At 64.8% G+C, this 23,777-nt stretch carries 18 protein-coding genes; 13 read left to right on the top strand and 5 right to left on the bottom strand.

Annotated features, from left to right (window positions below):
* Positions 1-35: 35 nt before the first annotated feature.
* A complete protein-coding gene (locus RhoFasB10_RS06880) occupies positions 36-1,589 on the bottom strand; it encodes an ABC transporter substrate-binding protein (protein WP_167675734.1) in 1,554 nt (517 codons plus the stop codon).
* A gap of 296 nt (positions 1,590-1,885) precedes the next feature.
* Here RhoFasB10_RS06880 and RhoFasB10_RS06875 point away from each other — a divergent pair, with 296 nt between their 5' ends.
* From RhoFasB10_RS06875 to RhoFasB10_RS06830, 10 genes are all read left to right on the top strand, one after another.
* Positions 1,886-3,058: an acyl-CoA dehydrogenase family protein gene (locus tag RhoFasB10_RS06875; RefSeq protein WP_167675732.1), complete on the top strand. Its 1,173-nt coding sequence runs from the start codon at positions 1,886-1,888 to the stop codon at positions 3,056-3,058.
* A 52-nt stretch (positions 3,059-3,110) separates the two neighbouring features.
* The gene (locus RhoFasB10_RS06870; RefSeq protein ID WP_167675730.1) at positions 3,111-5,267 is read left to right on the top strand and encodes an acetate--CoA ligase family protein; all 2,157 of its coding nucleotides are present in this window, start codon (positions 3,111-3,113) and stop codon (positions 5,265-5,267) included.
* Entirely contained in the window at positions 5,264-6,193 is a 930-nt protein-coding gene (locus RhoFasB10_RS06865) for an SDR family oxidoreductase (RefSeq protein ID WP_167675728.1), read from the top strand. Before RhoFasB10_RS06870 ends, RhoFasB10_RS06865 begins: the two co-directional genes overlap by 4 nt.
* Positions 6,193-7,035, top strand: coding sequence for a MaoC/PaaZ C-terminal domain-containing protein (locus RhoFasB10_RS06860; protein ID WP_167675726.1), 843 nt, complete (start codon positions 6,193-6,195; stop codon positions 7,033-7,035). Before RhoFasB10_RS06865 ends, RhoFasB10_RS06860 begins: the two co-directional genes overlap by 1 nt.
* Entirely contained in the window at positions 7,032-7,823 is a 792-nt protein-coding gene (locus RhoFasB10_RS06855) for an acyl-CoA thioesterase domain-containing protein (protein ID WP_167675724.1), read from the top strand. The genes RhoFasB10_RS06860 and RhoFasB10_RS06855 overlap by 4 nt, the downstream gene beginning before the upstream one ends.
* Before the next feature lie 20 nt (positions 7,824-7,843).
* Complete coding sequence (locus RhoFasB10_RS06850) at positions 7,844-8,305, top strand: Zn-ribbon domain-containing OB-fold protein (RefSeq protein WP_167675722.1); 462 nt, start codon at positions 7,844-7,846, stop codon at positions 8,303-8,305.
* Positions 8,302-9,438, top strand: a complete 1,137-nt coding sequence (locus RhoFasB10_RS06845; protein ID WP_167675719.1) for a thiolase — start codon at positions 8,302-8,304, stop codon at positions 9,436-9,438. The genes RhoFasB10_RS06850 and RhoFasB10_RS06845 overlap by 4 nt, the downstream gene beginning before the upstream one ends.
* Before the next feature lie 88 nt (positions 9,439-9,526).
* Positions 9,527-10,135: a TetR/AcrR family transcriptional regulator gene (locus RhoFasB10_RS06840; protein WP_167675717.1), complete on the top strand. Its 609-nt coding sequence runs from the start codon at positions 9,527-9,529 to the stop codon at positions 10,133-10,135.
* 153 nt (positions 10,136-10,288) lie between these two features.
* Complete coding sequence (locus tag RhoFasB10_RS06835) at positions 10,289-11,125, top strand: MBL fold metallo-hydrolase (protein ID WP_167675715.1); 837 nt, start codon at positions 10,289-10,291, stop codon at positions 11,123-11,125.
* Positions 11,122-12,612 (top strand): MFS transporter, encoded by a 1,491-nt coding sequence (locus RhoFasB10_RS06830; protein ID WP_167675713.1) that lies wholly within the window; start codon positions 11,122-11,124, stop codon positions 12,610-12,612. The genes RhoFasB10_RS06835 and RhoFasB10_RS06830 overlap by 4 nt, the downstream gene beginning before the upstream one ends.
* A 31-nt stretch (positions 12,613-12,643) precedes the next feature.
* Here RhoFasB10_RS06830 and leuA read toward each other — a convergent pair whose 3' ends face one another.
* The 4 genes from leuA to RhoFasB10_RS06810 all read right to left on the bottom strand — a co-directional run bounded on the left by leuA (position 12,644) and on the right by RhoFasB10_RS06810 (position 19,459).
* Complete coding sequence (leuA, locus tag RhoFasB10_RS06825; RefSeq protein ID WP_068423641.1) at positions 12,644-14,455, bottom strand: 2-isopropylmalate synthase; 1,812 nt, start codon at positions 14,453-14,455, stop codon at positions 12,644-12,646.
* A 172-nt stretch (positions 14,456-14,627) separates the two neighbouring features.
* The gene (locus RhoFasB10_RS06820; RefSeq protein WP_167675711.1) at positions 14,628-14,861 is read right to left on the bottom strand and encodes a hypothetical protein; all 234 of its coding nucleotides are present in this window, start codon (positions 14,859-14,861) and stop codon (positions 14,628-14,630) included.
* A 114-nt stretch (positions 14,862-14,975) separates the two neighbouring features.
* Positions 14,976-17,600: a LuxR C-terminal-related transcriptional regulator gene (locus RhoFasB10_RS06815; protein ID WP_068426683.1), complete on the bottom strand. Its 2,625-nt coding sequence runs from the start codon at positions 17,598-17,600 to the stop codon at positions 14,976-14,978.
* Between the two features lie 203 nt (positions 17,601-17,803).
* Positions 17,804-19,459, bottom strand: a complete 1,656-nt coding sequence (locus tag RhoFasB10_RS06810; protein WP_167675709.1) for an FUSC family protein — start codon at positions 19,457-19,459, stop codon at positions 17,804-17,806.
* A 129-nt stretch (positions 19,460-19,588) separates the two neighbouring features.
* Between RhoFasB10_RS06810 and RhoFasB10_RS06805 the strand changes: the two genes are divergently transcribed.
* The 3 genes from RhoFasB10_RS06805 to RhoFasB10_RS06795 all read left to right on the top strand — a co-directional run bounded on the left by RhoFasB10_RS06805 (position 19,589) and on the right by RhoFasB10_RS06795 (position 23,762).
* Positions 19,589-20,854 (top strand): aspartate kinase, encoded by a 1,266-nt coding sequence (locus RhoFasB10_RS06805; RefSeq protein WP_068426679.1) that lies wholly within the window; start codon positions 19,589-19,591, stop codon positions 20,852-20,854.
* Positions 20,851-21,873 carry an aspartate-semialdehyde dehydrogenase gene (locus tag RhoFasB10_RS06800; protein WP_068426676.1) on the top strand — a complete coding sequence of 341 codons (1,023 nt, stop codon included), beginning with the start codon at positions 20,851-20,853 and terminating at the stop codon, positions 21,871-21,873. The genes RhoFasB10_RS06805 and RhoFasB10_RS06800 overlap by 4 nt, the downstream gene beginning before the upstream one ends.
* A gap of 98 nt (positions 21,874-21,971) precedes the next feature.
* A complete protein-coding gene (locus RhoFasB10_RS06795; RefSeq protein ID WP_167675707.1) occupies positions 21,972-23,762 on the top strand; it encodes a multicopper oxidase domain-containing protein in 1,791 nt (596 codons plus the stop codon).
* The last annotated feature ends 15 nt before the right edge of the window (positions 23,763-23,777 follow it).

The following is a 23,777-nucleotide window of genomic DNA, read 5'->3' as shown; positions in this document are numbered from 1 at the left end:
CACAATTGGAACACCTCATCCTTGTTCGGTGGGTTTCACTTGCTCACGTCCAACGTTCTGAGGCCCGTACCGCCGGTCTTGTAGAAGACGTAGTTTCCGACGTTTCCCTGGCTTGCGACCGAGGCCACCGAGTGACAGAGAACAATCTGAGCCGGACCCATCTCGAATGCCTCGGCCAGGAGGTCTTCGTACGCTGCCTTGCGTTCCTCGACGTCGGTGCTGCGCGCGGTCGCGGCGTACAACTCGCCCATCCGCTCGGTGGTCAACTTTCCGGGGTTGTCGCCTCCGGTGGGAAGGTATGCGGAGGACACGTAGAGGCCAGGGTCAGTACCGCCGCCGTACTGGCCGACGAGGGCGTCCGCCTCCCCAGTGACGAATCGTGCTCTGGCCTGAGTTGCGTCCATGACCTCGATGCGCATGTCGATGCCGATGTCGGCCAGGTTCTGCTGCACGACCTGGGCGTTGTTCTGGTAGATGGACAGGCTCGGAACCGCGGCGGTGAACGTGAAGCCGTCGGCGAGGCCTGCGTCGGCGAGCAGTTCGCGGGCGCGGTCGGGGTCGTAGTCCGACCATCCGCTGTCGTCGAGCGCGTCGCTGTGTGCGAAGTAGCCCTCCGGGTACGGTTGCGCACCAGGAACGCAGTCGCCCGAGTACAGGACTCGCGATATGGCAGCTCGGTCGATGGCGAGATTCATGGCCTGACGTACAGCCTTCTCGCCGAACTCACTTCTCGCGGTGTTCAGCGAAATTCGCGCCATGCTGGTGCTCGCGCCGTCGGAGGTGAACACCTGCAGTCCACCCGCTTTCGCTTCTTCCTTCTGCGGCCCGACTACGCCGGTCATCGTCGACTCGCCTGCCTGCAGCGAGTTCATGCGCGTTGCGGTGTCGAGCTGTATGAGGAAGGTGAGCTTGCTGAAGCGGTAGGCGTCGTCGTCCCAGTAGTCGGGCCTGCGGTCGAAGTGGTATTCGGTGCCGGGAATGCTGCTCGTCATCGTGAAAGCGCCTGCGCCGACTGGCTTCTGGTCGAGGTCGGTGTTGCCTAGCGCGGCAGGCGACACGAGCATTCCGGGGCGTGACGCGAGCAACGTCGGTAGCGAACCGCCAGGCCCGACGAGGTTGAGTCGAACGGTTCTCTCGTCGAGTACGTCGACCGACCCTATGGTCTTGTCGATCTGAGATTTGATCGTGGACTGCGGATCGGTGAGGATTCTGTCGATATTCGCCTTGACCGCAGCGGCGTCGACCGGGGTGCCGTCCGAAAATGTAGCTCCCGCACGCATGTTCAGGATGAATGAGGAATTCTCGTCGTCCAACTCCCAGCTCTCGGCCAGCATCGGTATCGGGTTGCCGTCGGTGTCGACGTCAGTGATCCGATCGTAGATCACCGTCAGTAACGGTAGGTCGTTTTCAGTAACTCCGCGATGGGGATCGAGGCTGCTGGGCACGACGATCTGCCCGTATATCACCGTCGCGTCACGATCGAGCGCATCGATGTCGAAAGTCCGCTGGTCGATGCCGGCGCATGCTACCGAGACGGCGCAGACGGTGGCGAGTACAGCTGCGCGTCCGAGAATCGAGCGGTACGACATGTGATGACCTCCGAATGGGTCGAGGGGAGGCGCCCTTCGAGCGGCGAAATCGACTGTGACTCTGCCCGAGAGGGGCTTCTTCGATACGTCGCGCCCGGCGCCCTGGAGCGATTTCTAGAAGGATGTTCTAAAACATTTGCCGTGTCAAGGCTCCGCGCCGATCTCGAGAAATCGGGCGGTGCGGGCTTGACAAGAGGCAGGCAATCGTCCACTGTCCATCTAGATCGAAGTTCTAGAATATGATTCGATCCCGCCTCCATTCTCATCCCCGTGGACCCGGAAGGGACGTGCAAGACATGGTCGATTTTGCATTGAACGAAGAAGAAGAATTGATGCGCAAGTCGGTGCGCGCATTCCTCGAGAAGGAGGTGATTCCGCTCGAGAGCGAGGTGCTTCGGAACGAGCGTGAGGGCCGGCCCGGCCTACCGCCCGAGGACATCAAGGCGCTGCGGACGAAGGCGCGCAAGTCGGGATTCTGGGGTATCAACACCCCCGAGGAGTACGGAGGGGCCGATCTGGGGCCGGTGATGAGCGCGATCATCGCTGCCGAAGCAGGTCGGACCTTCGTGCCGTTCTCCTTCGGTGGTTCGGCGGACAACATTCTCTACGGAGCCAACGACGAGCAGAAGCAGCAGTATCTGATTCCGACGATCGAGGGTGAGCGACGATCGTGCTTCGCGATCACCGAACCCGGCGCAGGATCCGACGCACGGAGCATCAAGACCCGCGCGGTCAAGGACGGTTCCGACTGGGTCATCAACGGCGAGAAAATCTTCATCACCGGCGGCAACGAAGCCGACTTCGTCATGGTTTTCGCCGTGACCGACAAGGAGAAGGGAGCCAACGGAGGCGTTACGTGCTTCATCGTCGACCGCGACATGGGCTGGACTTCCGCACCGATTCCGACGATGGGGCAGTGGGGTCCGGCAGCACTGTCCTTCGTCGACGTCCGTGTCCCCGAGAGCAACGTGCTCGGTGAAGTGGGCAAGGGATTCGAGCTCGCAATGAGCTGGATCGGCCAGGGCCGCTACATGATCCCCGCCCGAGCGATCGGCTCCGCCGAACGTCTTCTGGACATGGCGATCGAGCACTCGAAGAACCGCGTGTCGATGGGGCATCCGATCGCCGAGTATCAGGCTATCCAGTGGCAGATCGCTGACTCGCACGTCGAGATCGAATCGACGAAGCTCCTGACGTTGCGCGCGGCATGGATGGTCGCACAGGGCGTCGACGCCAGGCATGCGTCGTCGGTGGCCAAGCTGCACGGTTCGATCATGGCCAACAACGTCGTCGATCGTGTCCTCCAGATCCACGGCGGCATGGGCTACACGAAGGAACTCCCGATCGAACGGTGGTACCGCGAGCTGCGACTCCTGCGGATCTTCGAAGGCACCGACGAGATTCAGCGTCGCACCATCGCACGCAATCTCATCAAGGGATATGTCAATTCCGACGGCTTCGGCCACTGACGCCAGAGATGCTGGAACGCAACAGCGCGAGTCGACGACAGGACGAGAATTCATGACCAACCCGACAATCGAGGCCCTCGATCTACGCGCTTTGTTCGAGCCCCGCTCGATCGCACTGATCGGGGCGACGGACAAATCGCCATGGTCTCTCAACACATTTCAGAACATCAAGGACAGCGGTTTCGCGGGCGAGACGTATCTGGTCAACCGTTCCAGTTCGGTTGTCCACGGAGAACGCACGTATCCCAGCCTCGCGGATCTGCCGGATGTGGTGGACCTGATATTCGTCATGGTCCCGACGACAGTGGTGCTGTCCACCCTGCAAACGGCAGTGGAACATGGCGTACGGGCAGCCGTGATCCTGACATCGGGATTCGGCGAGACCGGTGCCGAAGGAAAGGCGCTGGAGGACGAGATCGTTGCATTCTCCCGCGCGAGCGGCCTGACGGTGCTGGGGCCCAACGGCAACGGATTCATCAATGCCGCGGAGAAGATCACGCCCTACGGGTTGCCGATCGGGCGTCCCCTCCTGACCGGGTCCGTCGGGTTCGTGCTGCAGAGCGGAGCGCTCGCCAGCTCGGTTCTGCAGTTTGCGCAGGCCAGGAACGTCGGACTCAGTTTCCTGACGGCCATGGGCAACGAGTCGATGATGTCCGTGACGGACGTGATGGAATACCTGGTCGACGATCCCAACACATCGGTCATCGCCCTGTTCCTCGAATCCGTGCGCGACCCGCACGAGTTTCGGCGAATCGCCCGGCGTGCGCTCGCTGCGGGCAAGCCGATAGTTGCGCTGAAGATCGGGCGTAGCGCGCTCGGTGCCCGTGCGGCACTGGCCCACACCGGCGCGCTCGTCGGCGACAATGCGGTCATCGACGCCGCTTTCGAACAGATGGGCGTCATCAGGGTTCGCTCGCTCGAGGATCTGATCTTGACGGCCGGATTGATGGCCAGCCTCGGCGGCGGCCTGCCGGGACCGCGGATGGGCGTCGTGACGCCGTCGGGCGGAGCGTCGGAGATCATCGCCGACCGTGCCGAGGACGAAGGACTCGAACTGCCGGCGTTCTCCGACGACACCACTCGACAACTACAGGACATCGTCCCGGACTTCGCCACCGTGCAGAACCCACTCGACGTCACCGGGTACGTGGTCATCGATCGAACCCTCATGCGACGCTCACTGGCGGTGGTCGCCCAGGATCCCGAGGTCGATTTCACAGTCCTGCTGTCGGAGTTGCCGCGCGTCCCCGCCGCCGACCCCGAGTCGGCACTCGCCGCGTACGGCGACTCGGCGAAGAACATCAAGGCAACGGCCGTTCCCACGGTCGTGCTGAGCACGGTGCTCACCGATGTGACCGATCACGGCAGGTCGATTGCTGCGGCGACCGATTTCCCACACGTCCTCGGCGGAATCGAGCACGGAATCACGGCATTGGGCAACGCCGTCCGATGGGCGGCGATCCAGCGCAACTTCGCCGGCGACGACATCCCGAGTCCCGAGACCGGGTCTGTTTCCCTCGATCGTGAGCCGACGGGCATGTGGACCGAATACGCGGCCGGAAGGTTGCTGCGCGAGCATGGTGTGCCGGTGGTTCCGACGGAACTGGCGACGACGGCCGACGAGGCAGTCTCGCACGCCGACGCGTTCGGCTACCCGGTCGTACTGAAGGCGGTCGCCGAGAACCTCGGCCACAAGAGCGAAGTCGGAGGCGTCCGTCTGAACCTGCACAACGCCGACGACGTCCGGGATGCGTTCGACTCGGTGACCACTGCGTTGCAGAAGATGGGCTCGACGGGAATCGCGACCATCGTGCAGCCGCACCGAAGCATGGACGGAATCGAGATGCTCGTCGGTGTGGTGCGAGACCCCGTGTGGGGGCTGACTCTCGCGGTCGGGTTGGGCGGTGTGTGGGTCGAGGTGTTGGCGGACGCTGCGATTCGGGTCCTGCCCGTGTCCCACGACGACGTGCGGCAGGCGATCGACGGGCTGCGCGGCATCACACTGCTGAAGGGTGCGCGCGGTACCGCCCCAGTGGATCTCGACGCGTTGGCGGCCCAGGTCAAACGCATTGCCGACGTCGCATACGGCCTTGGCCATCGACTGCAGGCGCTGGAGATCAATCCCCTGATGGTGAGCGGATCGCACTGTGAGGCGCTCGATGCGCTCATCACGTGGAGCCCGACCGACGAAGAAGAGGTATCGCGATGAGCGGAATTTGTGAGGGCAGAGTCGTCATCGTCACCGGCGCGGGCCGCGGCATCGGACGAGGTCATGCACTGGAGTTCGCACGCGAAGGCGCGACCGTCGTCGTCAACGACATCGGCGCCGACGTCGACGGGTCCGGGACGGCCGACGGGCCTGCGGGAGAGGTCGTCGACCTCATTCGCGCAGCCGGAGGCACGGCGCGGGTCGACGGCACGGACGTGTCCGACGAGGACGGTGCGAGGCGACTGATCGAGGAAACCGTCGAGCACTACGGCGACCTGCACGTCTTGGTCAACAACGCGGGAATCCTGCGGGACCGAATGATCACGAACATGACCGCCGCAGAGTGGGACGACGTCATCCGCGTCCATCTGCGTGGGACGTTCATGCCCCTGCGCCACGCATCGCGCTACTGGAAGGAGCGGTCCAAATCCGGTGCTGCCGTCGACGCGCGCGTGATCAACACGACGTCGTCGTCGGGCATCTACGGAAACGTCGGTCAGGGGAACTACGGCGCAGCGAAGGCCGGTATCGCGAGCCTGTCGATCATCGCGTCGATGGAACTCGCCCGCTATGGGGTGACCGTCAACGCGGTCGCGCCCGCAGCGCTGACTCGGATGACCGAAAACCTGGGCGGCAACGTCGGCCGGAAGGCGCCCGCACCAGGCGATTTCGATCCGTCGGCAGCGGACAATATCGCACCGCTCGTGGTCTGGCTGGGAAGCGAACAGTCGCGCGACATCACCGGCCGTGTGTTCAACGTGCGCGGAGGACACATCAGTGTCGCCGAGGGGTGGAGCGCAGGCCCGAGTTTCGACAAGGGTGCGAGGTTCGAACCCGGCGAACTCGGCGAGGTGGTGCCGCGCCTGGTCGCCGAGGCGGCAGGTAACGCGGCGATGAACGGGCTCGTACCGGAGAAGGTGTCCTGATGGCCCTCGATCTCGGCGTCGTCGGGGTGCCGAGCAATCCCGTGCAGCGGACGTGGTCGTCGAAGGATGCCCTGCTGTACGCGGTGGGTGTCGGTGCCGGGCAGGACTCGTCTCTGGACGAATTGTCGTTCGTAACCGAGAACTCCGCGGACGTCGCGCAGCAGGTCCTGCCGACGTTCGCGGTACTGGCCACACAAGCACGGTCCGGGCGATCACTGGGAACCTTCGATCCCGCGATGCTCGTACACGCAGAGCAAGCCTTCGAGACCACCGGGCTGCTGCCCGTCGACGGTGACGTTCAGGTGAGATCGACCGTGACGTCGATGCAGGACAGGGGAAGTGGAGCGCTCGTGGTCACCGAGGCGACCGCAGTCGACTCCGCAACCGGTGAGCTCGTCGCGTCGTCGCGCTCGTCGGTCTTCATCCGGGGTGAATCGGTCGGCAGTACCGGAGACCGCACCGGCGACGCGCCGATGCCGAACACCGCGCCTGATTCCAAGCTGACCTACGCGACGCGTCCGGAACAGGCTCTGCTGTACCGCCTTTCCGGTGATCGCAACCCCTTGCACTCGGATCCTTCGTTCGCTGCGCGCGCAGGATTCCGGTCACCGATCCTTCACGGACTGTGCACGTACGGCGTCACCGGGAGGGTGCTGCTGCACGAGCTCTGCGGTTCCGACCCGACGCGACTGCAGTCGATGTCGGGACGGTTCACCAAGCCGGTGTTCCCCGGTCAGGAGTTGACGGTGTCGATCTGGGACACCACCGACGGCATACGTTTCCGGGTGACCACGTCGGACGACACCGTGGTCCTCGACCGCGGAACGGTGACCGTCCGATGACCGCCACGGTTCGGGAAGCGGCTGTGTCACGGCCGGACACCAAGGCGCCGTTCTTCGACGGCGGCGACGGACGCTACGAACCGCGGCCGCATGCCCGAAGTCCGTGGTCCGAGAATCTCGTTCACGGGCGCCTCGTTTCCGGGCTGATGGCGCGGGAAGTGGAACGGGAACACCTCGCCGATGGATTCCACCCGGCTCGAATGACAACCGATCTGTTCCGCCCCATTCCGATGGGGCCGATCGACATCACGACGTACGTACGACGAGCGGGCCGACGCGTCAGGATCGTGGAAGTCCAGGCATCCGTCGACGGCATGCCCGTGGCGTCGGCGAGTGTGCAGGCATTGCTCGCTGGAGCTGAATCGACTCCTGTGGCCTGGTCGCCCGTCGAATATCGCGCTCCGGCACCGGAATCGGTGTCGCCGCCCGTGAGGCAGGCGCCCAGGCACTTCGGAGAGGTGCGACGGCTGGAACCGTCGGAAGACGGCCGAAAATTCTCCTGGTTTCGTGAGACGTGCCGGCTGCTCGAAGGTATCGGTGACACGCCCTTCGAGATCGCGGCGATGGCGGCGGATTGGGTAAGCCCCTTCACAAACATGGGGGCGAAGAGTCTGAACTTCATCAACGCCGACGTGACGCTGTACCTGAGCCGGCTCCCGATCGGCGAGTGGATCGGCTTCGAGAATCTCGACCACGCGGTCGACAACGGCGTTGCGGTATCCGTGTGCGCCCTCCACGACGAACAGGGCCGCATAGGTACAGCGGCATCGGCTGCCCTGCCCTACTAGCACTACGAGAAGAGATACAGATGACAAGTTCCACGGTGCCCTCGTCCGCCGAGGTGAAGCCGAAGAAGACGCTCCGCAAACTCGCACCGAAACCCACTCCGGAGACGGCGTTCTACTGGGCCGAGGCTGCGGCGGAGCGACTGGTGGTGCAACGTTGCCTGGACTGCAGAACCGCGTACTTCTATCCCCGGGATTTCTGCCCCGCATGCAATTCCGGCAACGTCGAATGGATCGAATGTTCGGGGCGTGCGTCGCTGTACAGCTACGTCATCGAACACCGCCCAGGACCAGGATTCGAGGACGAGGGGCCCTACGTCGTCGCCGTAGTCGAACTGGAGGAAGGACCACGCATGATGACCAACATCGTAGGCGTCGAACCCGATCCCGATCTGTTGCCGCTCGACCTCGATCTCGTCGTCCGCTTCGAAGAACGCGGTGACATGAAAGTTCCCGTGTTCGGGCCTGCCGGGAGTGCGTCGTGAGTACCGGTGTCGTGATCGTCGGCGCGGCCGAGACGGACGAGATCGGGACGCTGCCGCACCGGTCGACACTCGGGTTGCACATCGAAGCAGCACGAAATGCGTTGGCAGACTGTGGACTACACCCGAAAGATGTCGACGGCATCGCAGGGGTCTCGATGCCGGGGCCGCTGTCGGTGGCTCACAGCCTCGGCATCGAACCACAATGGATGGATACGACGAGTGTCGGTGGGACGTCATTTCTGACGCACGTCCGTCATGCGGTTGCCGCGTTGAGCACCGGTCAGTGTTCGGTCGTATTGATTACCCACGGCGAATCCGGCCGGTCGAGAGTCGGTGCGCCCGCGTACGCACCGGATGCGGCGTCGTTGCCAGGCCAATTCGAGGCGCCGTACGGAGTCACGGGACCGCCGAGTCGATTCACGCTGCCATTCCTGCGGTTCATGAAGGAGACGGGCACGCAGGCGCGACATCTCGCCGATGTGGCTGTTGCGCAGCGCAAGTGGGCGAGTATGAACCCCAGGGCGAAGTTCCGCGACCCGATCACCGTCGACGACGTGCAGAATTCACCGGTCATCGCGTGGCCGTTCCATCTACTCGAATGCTGCCTGGTCACCGACGGTGGTGGAGCACTCGTCCTGACGACCGTGGACCGGGCGCGTGATCTCGACGTCCCGACCGTCGAGATCCTCGGCACCGGGGAAGGATACGAAGGGCCAGGAATATCGATGATGGAGGACTTCACCTCTTTCAAGGGATTCAAAAAGTCGGGGGCTGCCGCGTTCCGATCGGCGGGTCTGTCACCGTCGGACATAGACCACGTCATGATCTACGACGCCTTCGCCCATCTTCCGCTGTACGGATTGGAAGATCTCGGGTTCGTGGGGCGCGGGGAAGCCGGCGAATTCGTGCGTGAGGGGCATACGTCGCCAGGTGGATCGTTGCCGGTCAACACCAACGGCGGTGGTCTGTCCTATACGCACACCGGGATGTACGGGATGTTCGCGATTCTCGAATCGGTCCGGCAGTTGCGCGGGGATGCTCCAGCCCAGGTGGACGGTGTTCGAACGAGCCTCGTACAGGGCAATGGTGGCATGTTCGCGGCAGGGGCGACCCTTGTTCTCGGTGCGGCATAGCCGGGGCAGCCCTTCCCGGCTTGACCGCGTCTCAATTCTAGAATTACGCTCTTCCGATGTGGTACGTAAAGTGGGCGCGGGGGATTTCGTGACCGACAGAGATTCGTCGCCGACGACATGGCAGTGGGCCAAGACCGGTGAGACGCAGAGAAAGTTGCTCGACGCCGCGCAGACAGTGTTCGCGGAAGCTGGTTTCTTGAACGCCAACATCTCCGAGATCGTGGAGAAAGCAGGGTCGAGCACGGGAAGCCTCTACCACCACTTCGGTGGTAAAGCGGAACTGTTCAGCGCGCTGTGGGATCGACACAACTCCGCACATCTCGAACAGGTTCGTGCCGCAGTTCTCGAGCAACGCCGTTCGGGTACGACGGACCCCCTGGAACTGTTCTGTATCGGTGCCCGCGCTTACCTTGCGGGAAGTTGGCAGCGTCGGGACGTCGCCCTGGTCTTCGTCGACACGGATGGACCGCCTGGGTTCGAAAAACTACGGCGAGACAACCGAATCGAGTGGATTCGCCAGAACTCGGCGCTTCTCGGCCCCGGGAACGACAGTGAGCACCGCATCACGCTCGGGGTGCTGACTGACATCATCGTCGAGTCTGCGAGGGAAGTAGTGCTGAACTGCAAAACCAAGCGGCAGGCGAACGTCGTCGCCGACATCATGTGCGACTTGATACGGCGGATCGCGGCGAACTGACGCCTGAGTTCGTGGCATCGATGGCCCGTGGCATCCGATAGACGGTTGCCGCGGGCCATCGATGCTCTGCGGGAACAACTTTCGTGACTTCGGGTAGCGACTTACGTCAAATATTCGAGTAGCATTCTAGAAGTACCTTCTAGAGAGGTTGCCATGTTGACATCGAGAACTGAAGTTCCCCAGGTAGGCGTTGCGGTGCGGGTGGCGCCGCGAGTCGAGTGGTTGCTCGCGCCGAACGCCGGCGCGTGGACATTCGAGGGCACCAATACCTGGATAGTGGGGGACCCGTCGGCGGCAACCTGTGCGGTGATCGATCCTGGCCCGGACGACGGGCGTCATGGGGAGGCGCTTCGTGCCACAATCGGTGACCGCATAGTGACGGAAGTTGTTCTGACGCACGGGCACGACGATCATGCCGGTGCGCTGGCGTCGCTCGTGGGCGAAACGGGTGCGGCTGTCATCGCCGCTCGCCGGCCGGACGGCGCCCCCACCGCGCACGACGGTGACCGGCTGACGCTCGCGGGTGCGGTGGCCGCAAACATCGTATCGACTCCTGGGCACACTCGGGATTCGTTGTGTGTCCATCTGCCCGACGACAGGGTGGTGTTCACCGGTGACACGGTGTTGGGCGCAGGTTCTCCCGTCGTACATCCGAAGCTGCTGCGGAGCATGCTCGACAGTCTCCGCGCGCTCGAACGAATCGGTTCGACGAACACAGTGTCGGTCCTCCCGGGGCACGGCCCGGTCCTCCCGGATCTCGCAGCCGCGGTCAAGCGTCGAATCGACGCGCGGCTCAGAAGAATTCATCAGGTCGACGGCCTCCGGAGCCAGGGATACTCGGCCGTCCCGGTGATGGTCGAGCGGATGTATCCGCATCTGGAGCACCCGGACGTGGTCAAGGCAGCGCACAGTTCGGTACAGGCAATGCTGACGTTCCTGGACGAGGAGCAGCCCGAGGGGCAGGTGTCGGAACAGGATCGACAACGATGACCGCGAGACCGGACACCGACGCAGAATGCTCGCACGACACAGCGCGATCCGAACGCGACGTCATGCGCGATGCGTGGCGGACGCTCAGTGTTGTGGCGTTCGCCAGCATGGTCATCGGCATGTCGGGGAGTGCGCTGAATGTCGCACTGCCGACTGTTGCAAGGCATTTCGACGCCAGCAGCCTCGCCGCCAGCTGGATTCTTCTCGCCTACATGCTCACCAACACCGTGTTGTTGGTGGCATTCGGGCGTATGGCGGACATGTTCGGACGCAGGACGATGTACCTCACCGGTCTTGCGTTCTACACCGTGGGCAGCGTTGCGTGCGGGCTCGCCCCCAATGCCTGGTGGCTGGTGGGATTTCGGGTGATCCAGGCTGCGGGCGGCGCGATGTTACTGACCAACAGCGCGGCTCTCGTCACCGCCGCTTTTCCCCGCCGGCGCCTCGGCGAGGGCATGGGCATATACCTCGCGTCGTTCTCCATCGCTCAGTTGTGCGGACCGACACTCGGCGGTCTGCTCGCCCAGCAGGCTGGTTGGCAGTGGGTCTTCTGGTTCAACGTCCCGATCGGAATCATGTGTCTGATCTGGGGGTTCGTCGCACTGAAACCCACGCCGCGTACCGGTCGTTCGTACTCGCTCGATCTGCGTGGCAACGCCATGATTCTCGTTGCTCTGACGTGTGGTCTAGCGGCGCTGTCTCAGGCCACATCGCTCGGATGGTCCCACCCACTCGTCGTCGGCGGGCTGTTGATCAGCGCAACGATCGTCCCACTGTTCCTGTGGTTCGAGAAGTCCGTGGACGATCCGTTGATCGACATTCAATTGTTCAAGCACTGGCCGTTCGGGTTCGGGCTGCTCGCGTCTTTTCTCAACTCGATCTCGCAAAGTGGCGTCGTTCTGTTGATGGCACTGTATTTCCAGGCGGTTTCGGGTGTCACACCACTCGTCGCGGGAGTGATGGTGTTGCCAGTGGCGGTCGCCGCGTTGACGGCATCGCTGAGTTCGGGTCCGCTGCAGCGCATCGTCTCGGCGTCGACGCTTGCCGTGATCGGCAATGTCGTCACCGTGGTGGCGCTCGTCGTACTGTTCGTGGGAACAACCGGGCGAATGCCGCTCTGGGTGCTCCTCGTGGGGTTGGCAATAGCCGGATTCGGTTCCGGCCTGTTCATGCCGTCCAATGCGACCGCGATCATGGGCGACCTGCCCGACGAACGGCTCGGCATCGCAAACGCCATGCGACTGTTGCTTCAGACGAGTGGATTCGTCGTCGGTACCGCAGTGATTCTCTCCGTCGTGACCAGTGCACTTCCCCTGGAACTACGAAAGTACGTGTTCGCCGGCACGATCAGCGAGATCTCGGATGCGGCCGTCGAGCAGCTGCTCACCGGCTACGGCCGAACAGTCGCCGCGATGGTCGCGGTAGCGGTCCTCACTGTCGGGGTCTCGCTCTTCGCCCGACACTCCCGCATCGTCGATCGGCGATGATCAACCGTGCGGGAGTGCGGCGAGGTGGTGCTTACTTCAGCGCGCGGTTGACCGCCGAGACGACTGCGCGCAGAGACGCCGTCGTGATGGAGGTCGCGATGCCGACGCCCCAGACGGTGACGGCATCGCCGTCGGGTCCGGTGACCGAGGCTTCTACGTACGCGGCGGCCTGGGCGTCGTCGCCCGCCGACATGGCGTGCTCGGAGTAGTCGAGGACGCCGATGTCGTAGCCGACGGTGGAGAGGGCGTCGACGAAGGCAGCGAGCGGTCCGTTGCCGTGGCCGTTGATGTCCTGTTCGACGCCGTCGATCTTCACCGTCGCGACGATCTGGTCGGTGCCACCGTCGGTTTCGGCTGCGATGACCTTCTGCTTGATGCGCTCGAGCGGGCGGATCGGGCTCAGGTACTCGTCGGCGAAGACGTCCCACATCTCCTTCGGCGACACCTCGCCGCCCTCACCGTCGGTGATGCGCTGAACGGCCTGCGAGAACTCGATCTGCAGTCGACGCGGCAGCGCGAGACCGTGATCGGACTTCATGATGTAGGCGACGCCGCCCTTGCCCGACTGCGAGTTGACGCGGATGACGGCTTCGTACGTGCGTCCGACGTCCTTCGGGTCGATCGGCAGGTACGGAACCTGCCACAGGATGTCGTCGACGTCCGAATCCTGCTCGTCCGCAGCAACTTTCATCGCGTCGAGGCCCTTGTTGACGGCGTCCTGGTGGCTGCCGGAGAACGCGGTGTAGACCAGATCGCCGCCGTAGGGGTGCCGCTCGTGCACCGGCAGCTGGTTGCAGTATTCGACGGTGCGGCGGATCTCGTCGATGTTGGAGAAGTCGATCTGCGGGTCGATACCGCGCGTGAACATGTTCAGGCCCAGCGTCACCAGGCATACATTGCCGGTGCGCTCGCCGTTGCCGAACAGGCATCCCTCGATACGGTCGGCGCCTGCCTGGTAGCCGAGTTCGGCTGCGGCGACACCGGTTCCGCGGTCGTTGTGCGGGTGCAGCGACAGAATGATGCTGTCGCGACGGTTCAGATTGCGGCTCATCCACTCGATGGAGTCCGCGTAGACGTTCGGCGTCGCCATCTCGACCGTGGCGGGCAGGTTGAGGATGATCGGCTTCTCGGGCGTCGGATCGATGATGTCGACGACGGCGTCGCACACCTCCTTGGCGTACGCGAGCTCGGTGCCGGTGTACGACTCGGGCGAGTACTCGTAGCGCCAATCGGTGTCGGGGTAGTTCGCGGCGACCTCGAGGCACTTGCGTGCGCCGTCGGTCGCGATCTTCTTGATGACGTCGCGGTCGGCCTTGAACACGACGCGACGCTGCAGGATCGACGTCGAGTTGTAGAAGTGCACGATGACGTTGCGTGCGCCCTCACAGGCCAGGTAGGTGCGCTCGATCAGCTCGGGGCGACACTGCGTCAGGACCTGGATGGTCACGTCGTCGGGAATGGCCCCGTCTTCGATGATCTCGCGAACGAAATCGAAGTCGGTCTGGCTGGCGGACGGAAATCCGACCTCGATCTGCTTGTAGCCCATGCGGACGAGCAGATCGAACATGCGACGCTTGCGCGCCGGGCTCATCGGGTCGATCAGCGCCTGATTGCCGTCACGCAGGTCGACGGCGCACCACTGGGGTGCACGGTCGGTGACCTTGTCGGGCCACGTGCGGTCGGGGAGCGTGACGGGCTCTACCTCTTCCGCGAACGGGCGGTAACGGTACGTCGGCATCGACGAGTTCTTCTGTGTGTTCCACACAGGCTGGTCGCTGGGCGCGGGGCGCGACGGCGGGGTGATGGTGCGCGATCCGGACGTGAATGCGTCAGCTGGTGACATGGTCTCATCTCCGAGTTCTGGCTGAATTGATGATCGACCGGCGCGATGAAACCCCGCGACGGGAAGCCAGTCTGGATCAGACCCCGTCGCGGCGATCAAGAAGAAGCGCGCGCTGCATGTCTGCGAGTGTACTACCGGCCACAAGCCTCCGACGGCCGGGTTGGTTCGCAGATCAGTCCGGAAGCCGCCTGAGCTCGACGAGCGTGAGGCCGAGAGCGTCGAAGCGAGCCAACATTCCGCGGAGTGCGGTCTCGTCGTCCAACGGACCGAACAGGCGGGTGTAGGGCTGCGGAATCGGGGAGACGGCCAAGTCCGGGAACGCGGCCATCGCGCGTTCGGACAACGAACCTTCGACGACGAATTCGTAACGGACCCCTCCTGGAAAGGCGTCGGCCTGCTGCGCCATGGTGCCGCTCCTTCTCGGATCCGCACTTCGAGTGTCGCTTCCAAGAATGCCTGGTAGCAGAGCGTCGGGTCATCACCCGCAGATGGTGATAAGCGGCTTCGCCGCGCGCACGAGCTACAGCAAACCCAGCTCGTGCGCAGCAGCGATCGCGTCCCGCCGCGACCGCACCTCGAGCTTGCGATAGATGCCGCGTAGGTGCGTCTTGATGGTGTTGACCGAGACGAAGTGGTCCGACGCTATCTGCTCGGCGGTTCGCCACGACGGCAGCTCCCGCAGGAGTTCGAGTTCGCGCGGAGTGAGCGTCGTCGACGACCGGGGTTCGACGTCGGGGTGCCGGTGCGGAATGGCGGTGCGGGCCGCGTCGGCGAACGCTTCGAGCCGACCGAACCGGCCGTGGTTACGCGTCAGGACGTCGCGCACGTTCTGCCCGGCCTCGGCGAACGGGCGCAGAATCCGTTCCGGCTCCGCCAGCGCGAGCGCGCGCGTGGCGAGCTGGAACGACTTCGTCGGATTGCGGCGGGTGAGCGCGATCGACGACGCCGCGAGCAGTGCTCGGATCAGCGTGACGGGACTGACGCATCGTCGCGAGCCGTCGACGACCGCGGCGAGTTCGGATTCGGCAGCATCGAGTCGGCCCGCACGGCGATGGACGTCGGCGGCGAGGAGAGAGATCTCGCCGGTCCGGCCGAGCCGCCTCGACGTCACACCGACGAGTTCTGTGGCCCACAGCGACTCGCCCGCCGCGAAGTACTTCTGCTGCACGACCGGAACGAGTAGTGCTTCGAGTCCCGGAATGACGGGCCGTTCGTACTCGATCCATTCCCGTCCGACCTTCGGGACTCCGTGCGCATCGGTACGGGTTCCGAGCGCACTCGCGGCACGGCGACCGTACTCGGCGACAGCAGGTTCCGTCGCGAAACCGATGGAGGCCCACAGCGTCGTCGAATGTGTGACGGCGTCCATCCGCAGATGCGCGACGACGGCCGCGAGCGACAGTGCGGCGTCGGCGATCTCGGTGTCACCGATCGCATGACGGCGTGCGTGGTCGACGGCGGCGCGGGAGCCCCGCAGCGCGTCGTCGAGGTGGCCCCCCAGCAGTTCGACGGCGGCCGCAGCGGTCATGCACATCAGTGCAGTCCGGTGCAGCCGGCCCGCGCGGGCGTTGGCGGTGGCGTCGGACAACAGCTTCCGGGCCTCGGTCGTTCGGTCGAGATACATCCGCGCGATGCCCGCGGTCGCCAGTGTGAAGGCGTCGAGCCCTGGGTCGTCCGCCCGGCCGATGTCGAGTATTTCGAGCTTGTCGAGTGCAGCACCGATGTTCCCGGTCTGCATCGCCGCCTGCACCTCGAGAGTGCGATGCAGCAGCTCCGAACGGTCGTCGACGCGGCCGTCGGTGGCCTGGCCGCGAAGTGCCGCGAGGGTCGACATCGCAGGCGCGGTGTCACCGACCGTCAAATGTGCTGCGGCACCGAGCAATCGACCGTACGCTGATTCCGCGACGGCGCGTGGCCCGTGCTCGAGGGCTTGCAGGATGACGTCGGAATGCCCTTCGAGGACGAGATCGAGCCCGGACGTCGTCAACGTCGCGACGACCGCGGGCCCGTCGCCCGAATGCATGCTGTGTTCCAGTGCCTGCAGTGGCTGTTTCGACGCCGTGAACCATTGTGATGCAACGGTTTCGAGATTCCTGACCTGTTCGACGCCCCATCGATACATCTCCGCGCGCAGGTACTCGCGCATGAGGGGGTGATAGCGATAGGTCGGTGTCGGCCCCGGAGTCTCCTCGATGAGGAAGTTGCGTGCCAACAGCATGTCCAGTGTCTGCCGGACCTCGAGGCTGCCGGTCAGTCGTTCCGCGAGATCGACGGTGAACCACGCGGGAACCGATGTCTCGACGAGGAACCGGCGGACCGCTGGCGTCAGGCCTTCGAGAACCTCGCTGACGAGATAGTCCGCGACGCTGTGCTGCGAGCCGGTGAACCGATCGACCGTCGAACCGGGGTCGGGGCTGTCGGCGAGTGTCATCGCGGCCATCCGCAGGCCGGCTGCCCATCCCTGCGTTCGTTCGATCACTGCGTCGAAAGCATTGCTGCTCAGAAGAATTCCTGCATCCGCGAACATCGTGTCGGCTTCGGCTCTCGTGAAGGCGATGTCGACCGAACCGATGTCGCGCACACGTCCGTCGAGTCTGAGCTTCTGCAGAGCGAGTGGCGGTTCGTATCGGCCCGCGACGACCGTGCGCAGTCCGCGGGGCGGCCAGTGCAGGAAGTTGCCCAGTGCGACGAGAACGTCGGGGTCGTGCAGAAGATGCGCGTCGTCGAGAACGAGCACGACCGGGACGTCGACGCCGTCGAGCGCAGCGAACAGCAGTGCGCTGAAGTCGTCGTACCCGGGTTCGCCCGGTGCGGGTAGTTCCGCAACGGCATCGGCGACCCGACTCGATCCGCTCTGCATCAACGCCGACACCACGCACGATCGAAGAGTCGCGAGCGAATTGTCCGTCTCGTCGACGGACACCCACGCGACGGCCGTGTCCGTCGCGGCGGGAGCATCGGCCAACCAGTCGACGAGCAGCGTCGTCTTGCCGGAACCCGCTGGGGCCGTGAGCAACGTGACTGTGCCCGGCTCCGCGACTGCGACGTCCAGTGACTCGATCAGCCGGCCGCGACGGATGGTGGCCCCGGGACGCGCGGGGACCCGGCATCGTAGATGCGGCACAGCACAAGGCAACGCGGTCATCCGATCGACCCTCCCGACGGTATGGCGCACGCGGGCCGATGGAGTGCCGATGGCCCGACACGGTGAGCTTGGTCCGTACCTCGTTGGCGGACCCGCCAATAGTATTACCGTTCAGTCGGATTCGGGTCGGTGAACCGAGAAGGTCTTCCGGCGCCGATTGTTTCGAGCCGTCGGGTGGGAGTGGCCGTCGGGAAACGTACGCTTTACCGACCCGGAGGTTTCGATTCCCGGCCTCGATCAAACCGCTCGTGCTGTTTCCGGGTGGAGTCGAGATCGTCGATTCTGGTGAGCCAGTCGTCCGATGCGACGCCCGGGACGTCTTCCGACCCTACCGCGCAATGGGCGAGCAATTCGTACCCGAGGCGATCGACCTCGACGTGCCGTCCCCACCGCGCTTCCGTCCAGCGACGGTCGTTGTGCGCGGCCTCCGCCCCCGCGAGCGCCGAGTTGATCAATTCGAACTGCAGATCGCGGCGAAGTTCCATGCACACCGGATCCGACGGACGTGACGTCGACAGGCACTGCGTGAGACGGCGGGACAGTTCGAGCACCCGCCCGTCGGACCACCCGAGTGCGCGTCGGAAAGCATGTCTCTGCGCTCCCCACAGCGCGGCGAACGCGACGGCGACGCCCAGGAACGTCTCGACGATTCGGTCCACGACGACGGCACCGGTCGAGAAGTCCGGGTGCGACAGCGTGCCGATCGTCAGTGCGAGCGGCGTGATGAACACGACGGCGAGGCCGTAGTTGCGAGGCACCGACACCTCGATGAAGAACTGCAGTGCCATCACGACCAGGATGACCCCGGCGCCGTGAACCGGCGCGAGTTGCAGCCCGGCGAACACCGCGACGCCGAGCACGGTGCCACCCAACCGCAGCAGACCGCGGTAGCTGCCGTGGATCCTGTCCGGACCTTGCTGAAGAACGAGAACAGCGCCGAGTACCGCCCAGTCCGGCCTCGGCAATCCCAGCGCGACGGCCGATCCACCGGCGACGACGGCGGCGCCGAACACGCGGACCGACGTGGCGACGGCGTGAGATCGACGGTCGAGCGACCGTGCAAGCCGGTAGCGGACGCTCGGGCGGTCGAGCGGGAGTGTGTCGCTCACCGGCTCGAGGTCGTCACCCGTTCGCATCGCCGCGGCGAAGCGGTGTTGGGCGTCGAACAACGTCTCGACGAGGGCGGGTCGCGGCGATCGGCCGGGGAGACCGGCGTCGTAGACCGCTTTCCAGGCCGCGTGCAACCGCGAGCCGGCGATTCTTCTGGCGCTCGGATCCTCCAGGTAACTGTCGACGGCGGTGACTGCCGCCGCGACGGCCTGGCGCTCGGGCGCACGAGGTGACCACAGCATGGCCGTCATCGAGACGACGGCGGCGGTGACGGCACCTGCCGCGGCCCAGGCTGCGGCCGTCGTCGGCGAGATGTGGGCGCTCGGGAGATACGACGACACCGCGCACACCAGCACGAAGAAGAATGCGCCCGGGATCCCGATGCGCAGCGCAGCCACGACGTAGACGGCGATCGCTGCGATGAGCGCCAGCACGAAAACCGGAACCATGCTGACCTCGATCGTTCCGGCGGACGCGCCGACGAACACCGACGTGACGAGTGCGGCTCCCGCAGTCGATACGACCCGCCACCTGGCTCGATACGGTTTGCCCTCGCCGTAGATCACCGCGAAGCTCCCGGCGACGACCAGAAGTACCGCGTCCTGGTGACCGAGAAGCCACGCGATCGACGCCGGAATCCCGAAGGCCACCGCGGCTCTGACGCCACCCGGCCATTTGCGTCCGGCCGACGGCAGACCGAACAGCATGCGCCGCGCACTGGGCCGCGGAGGCAGTGTCAGACCGTTCACTCGAACACATGCTAGAGCCCAGGCGAACAGGGATGTCCCAGGTAGCGACCGTCACCCTCGGCACGCCCACCGGTAAGGTGTTCGTCGATCACTGCCTTGAACCAGCGATAACAGCGGAGGTACACACGCGTGGCTCTCATCGTCCAGAAGTACGGTGGATCGTCGGTGGCTACCGCCGAACGCATCCGACGCGTTGCTGAACGAATCGTCGAGACCAAGAAGGCGGGCAACGACGTCGTAGTCGTCGTCTCCGCCATGGGTGATACCACCGACGAACTCCTCGACCTGGCCGAACAGGTCTGCCCGGCGCCCCCGGCGCGCGAGATGGACATGCTGCTGACGTCGGGTGAGCGGATTTCCAACGCCCTCGTCGCCATGGCGATCCATTCGCTCGGCGCCGAAGCGCGATCCTTCACCGGCTCCCAGGCGGGCGTCGTCACCACCAGCGTGCACGGCAACGCCAAGATCATCGACGTCACCCCGGGCCGCGTGCGCGACGCGCTCGACGAGGGATCGATCGTTCTCGTCGCCGGCTTCCAGGGCGTCAGCCAGGACAGCAAGGACGTCACGACGCTCGGACGCGGCGGCTCGGACACGACGGCCGTCGCCCTGGCCGCGGCGTTGAACGCCGACGTCTGCGAGATCTACACCGACGTCGACGGCATCTTCACCGCCGATCCGCGCATCGTTCCCAACGCTCGCCACCTCGACACCGTCTCGTTCGAGGAGATGCTGGAGATGGCCGCGTGCGGAGCGAAGGTGCTCATGCTGCGCTGCGTCGAATACGCACGTCGTTACAACGTTCCCGTACACGTTCGCTCGTCGTACACCACGAAACCCGGAACCGTCGTTTCCGGCTCTATGGAGGACATCCCAGTGGAAGAAGCCATTCTCACCGGCGTCGCGCACGATCGAAGCGAAGCCAAGGTCACCGTCGTCGGCATCCCGGACTCCCCGGGCTACGCGGCCAAGATCTTCCGTGCCGTCGCCGACTCCGAGATCAACATCGACATGGTGCTGCAGGGTGTCTCCAAGGTCGACACCGGAAAGACCGACATCACCTTCACCTGCCCGAAGGCCGACGGCCCCACGGCCGTCGAGAAGCTGACGAAGCTGCAGTCCGAGATCGGCTTCGCGCAGGTGCTCTACGACGATCACATCGGCAAGGTGTCGCTCGTCGGCGCAGGCATGAAGAGCCACCCCGGCGTCACCGCGACGTTCTGCGAGTCGCTTGCCGCCGCAGGCGTCAACATCGATCTCATCAGCACGTCGGAGATCCGAATCTCCGTGCTGGTCAGTGATACTCAGCTCGACGACGCAGTCCGCGTACTGCACGAGGCATTCGACCTCGGCGCCGAGGAAGAAGCCGTCGTACACGGAGGTACAGGACGATGACAGTAGTTGCAGTCGTAGGCGCGACCGGCCAGGTCGGTGCCGTCATGCGCACCCTGTTGGAGGAGCGCAACTTTCCGGCCGACACCGTGCGCTTCTTCGCGTCGGCGCGTTCGGCGGGCAAGAAGCTGCCGTTCCGCGGCGAGGAGATCATAGTCGAGGACGCGTCGACCGCCGATCTCAGCGGCATCGACATCGCTCTGTTCTCGGCGGGCGCCACGCTGTCTCGCGAGCAGGCACCGCGCTTCGCCGAGGCAGGCGCCGTCGTCATCGACAACTCGTCGGCCTTCCGAAAGGACCCCGAGGTTCCCCTCGTCGTCAGCGAAGTGAACCCGCAGGACGCGAAGAACCCGCCCAAGGGCATCATCGCCAACCCGAACTGCACCACGATGGCCGCGATGCCGGTGCTCAAGGTGCTGCACGACGAGGCGGGCCTGCAGCGTCTGATCGTCTCCAGCTACCAGGCCGTCTCCGGTAGCGGGCTGGCAGGCGTCGAGGAACTCGCGACGCAGGCACGTGCCGTCATCGGTGACGCGGAGAAGCTGGTGCACGACGGAAGCGCAGTCGACTTCCCGGCACCGAACAAGTACGTCGCGCCGATCGCGTTCAACGTCCTGCCGTTGGCCGGATCGCTCGTCGACGACGGCAGCGGCGAGACCGACGAGGACCAGAAGCTGCGCAACGAGTCGCGCAAGATCCTCGGGCTCCCCGACCTGCTGGTCAGCGGTACGTGTGTGCGTGTCCCGGTCTTCACCGGCCACTCGCTGTCGATCAACGCGGAGTTCGGCAGTCCGCTGTCGGTCGAGCGTGCGCGCGAGCTGCTGGCGTCGGCACCCGGTGTTTCTCTCGTCGACGTCCCGACGCCGCTCGAGGCTGCAGGCAAGGATGCGTCGCTCGTCGGCCGCATCCGTCAGGACCCGGGTGTCCCCGAGGGTCGCGGACTTGCTCTCTTCGTCTCCGGCGACAACCTGCGCAAGGGTGCTGCCCTGAACACCATTCAGATCGCGGAGCTGCTCGTCTAGACGGCTTCGCCGCTCGTGAGCAGAAATGTGTAGTGGGCTACGCATTTCTGCTCACGAGCGCCGCCAGGCGCCTACTGTGGTCGCCATAGGGGGTGCGTGTGGACGGAATTTCGCGCAGAACTGCTCTCCGCCTGGCCGCGTTCGGCACTGCCGCGGCACTGGTCCCGGCCGTTCGAAGTGCCGGAGCTCAGGACATCTTCGGCGGCCACAGCCCGCTGCTGTTCCATTCCCCGCCGCTGCGGCCCTTCGCCGACGAGCTGCCCCGGCTCCCCGTCGTCAGCGGGACGACTCTCGCACTCGACGCGCACAGCAGCGCCCACTCCTTCCATGCCGATCTGCCGCCGGCTCCGACCTTCGGGTACGGCGGACTCGACTATCTGGGCCCGACCGTCGAGAGTGTCCAAGGGCAACCCTGGACGCTGCAGTACACCAACACGACGCAGGGCAATCCGCTTGCCGCGGACATGGATATGTCGCTGCACGCGATGAGCGAGCACGACCGACACATGACGCCGACGTCGCTGCACCTGCACGGCAGCATCACCCCGCCTGCCAGCGACGGACACTCCGAGATGTTGGTCTATCCGGGAGTGTCGCTCACACAGAGCTTTCCGGGGCTGAACGAGGCGGCCGGACTGTGGTACCACGATCACGCGATGTCGATCACGCGCATCAACGTCTACGCCGGTCTCGCGGGCATGCATCTCGTTCGAGACCGATACGACACCGGCGGGCCGGACAATGCGCTCGGGTTGCCGTCGGGTGAGTTCGAGATACCTCTGATACTGCAGGAAAAGATCATGAATCCCGACGGGAGCATGAGCATTCGAACGAACGTCACTGTGCCACAGGGAAGATGGGAAGGCGGCGGCACCGGAGACGTCGGCGTCGTCAACGGAAAGATCTGGCCGACGATGGAGGTCGCGCGCGGGTTGTACAGGTTCCGGATCGTCAACGCCGGGTCGTACTCGGTGTGGAATCTGTTCCTGTCCAACGGGATTCGGTTCTGGGTGATCGGAAACGATGCCGGATTGCTCGACGCGCCCGTCCTGGCCGACAGCGTCCGACTGGCGCCGGCGGAACGCGTCGACGTGCTCGTGGATTTCGGAGCTCTGCAGCCGGGCGAGGTCGTCGAGCTACGCAACGACGAGCCGCCGCCCGCGCAGGCCGCGTCGTTGGGTGCGGTGCCGATGCCGCTGTTCTGTCAGTTCAGGGTGGCGTCCGGACGAGGGTTCGTCGGTGACGTCATGACGATGTACCGCGGCGGCAAGGGGCAACCGGCGCTGCTGCCGCCACCTCCGACGCCGACGGTGCAGCGCACGGTGACCGTCAATCAACCGTCGACCGGATTGTCTCTCGAGACGCCGATGATGAACCTGAACAACCTGTTCTACGACTCGCCGGACATCGAAATGCCTGCTCAGGGCACCGTCGAACAGTGGAGCATCGTCAACACGACGGTCGAGCCGCATCCGATCCACCTGCATCTGGTGCACTTCCGGACGGTGGGCAGGGCGCCGATCGACCTGAACGCGTACACCCGGGACAATCCGCGACCGAACGTCGGCGTCAGGTGGGCGCCCGACGTCGAGCGATACATGACGGGTCCGCTGGCGCCACCTGCGGCATGGGAGGCGGGTGCGAAGGACACCGTCAACACGTATCCGGGCACGGTGACGCGGATACTGGTGCGCTTCCTGACGGCCGACGAGCTCGGATTCGACCCGGACGCAACATTTTCCGCGCCGGCGGGTGGGCACGAGATGAGTGGGCACGACATGGGTGGCCATGGGAGCGGCGGCGGTGAGTTGCGGGGCTACATGTGGCATTGCCACATGCTGGACCACGAGGACCACGAGATGATGCAGCGTTTTCGGGTCGTGCGCTGACGCACCCGTGCGTGC

The sequence above is a fragment of the Rhodococcus sp. B10 genome (assembly GCF_011770055.1).
GTDB classification, from domain to species: domain Bacteria; phylum Actinomycetota; class Actinomycetes; order Mycobacteriales; family Mycobacteriaceae; genus Rhodococcoides; species Rhodococcoides kyotonensis_B.
The sequence above is the reverse complement of the archived record's forward strand: the minus strand, read 5'-3'. Positions and strand labels throughout refer to the sequence as shown.

Bases quoted from the DNA above. Each gene is read 5' to 3' on its own strand.
- RhoFasB10_RS06880 (WP_167675734.1), bottom strand. From the start codon at position 1,589: ATGTCGTACCGCTCGATTCTCGGACGCGCAGCTGTACTCGCCACCGTC.
- RhoFasB10_RS06875 (WP_167675732.1), top strand. From the start codon at position 1,886: ATGGTCGATTTTGCATTGAACGAAGAAGAAGAATTGATGCGCAAGTCG.
- RhoFasB10_RS06870 (WP_167675730.1), top strand. From the start codon at position 3,111: ATGACCAACCCGACAATCGAGGCCCTCGATCTACGCGCTTTGTTCGAG.
- RhoFasB10_RS06865 (WP_167675728.1), top strand. From the start codon at position 5,264: ATGAGCGGAATTTGTGAGGGCAGAGTCGTCATCGTCACCGGCGCGGGC.
- RhoFasB10_RS06860 (WP_167675726.1), top strand. From the start codon at position 6,193: ATGGCCCTCGATCTCGGCGTCGTCGGGGTGCCGAGCAATCCCGTGCAG.
- RhoFasB10_RS06855 (WP_167675724.1), top strand. From the start codon at position 7,032: ATGACCGCCACGGTTCGGGAAGCGGCTGTGTCACGGCCGGACACCAAG.
- RhoFasB10_RS06850 (WP_167675722.1), top strand. From the start codon at position 7,844: ATGACAAGTTCCACGGTGCCCTCGTCCGCCGAGGTGAAGCCGAAGAAG.
- RhoFasB10_RS06835 (WP_167675715.1), top strand. From the start codon at position 10,289: ATGTTGACATCGAGAACTGAAGTTCCCCAGGTAGGCGTTGCGGTGCGG.
- RhoFasB10_RS06830 (WP_167675713.1), top strand. From the start codon at position 11,122: ATGACCGCGAGACCGGACACCGACGCAGAATGCTCGCACGACACAGCG.
- leuA (WP_068423641.1), bottom strand. From the start codon at position 14,455: ATGTCACCAGCTGACGCATTCACGTCCGGATCGCGCACCATCACCCCG.
- RhoFasB10_RS06820 (WP_167675711.1), bottom strand. From the start codon at position 14,861: ATGGCGCAGCAGGCCGACGCCTTTCCAGGAGGGGTCCGTTACGAATTC.
- RhoFasB10_RS06815 (WP_068426683.1), bottom strand. From the start codon at position 17,600: ATGACCGCGTTGCCTTGTGCTGTGCCGCATCTACGATGCCGGGTCCCC.
- RhoFasB10_RS06800 (WP_068426676.1), top strand. From the start codon at position 20,851: ATGACAGTAGTTGCAGTCGTAGGCGCGACCGGCCAGGTCGGTGCCGTC.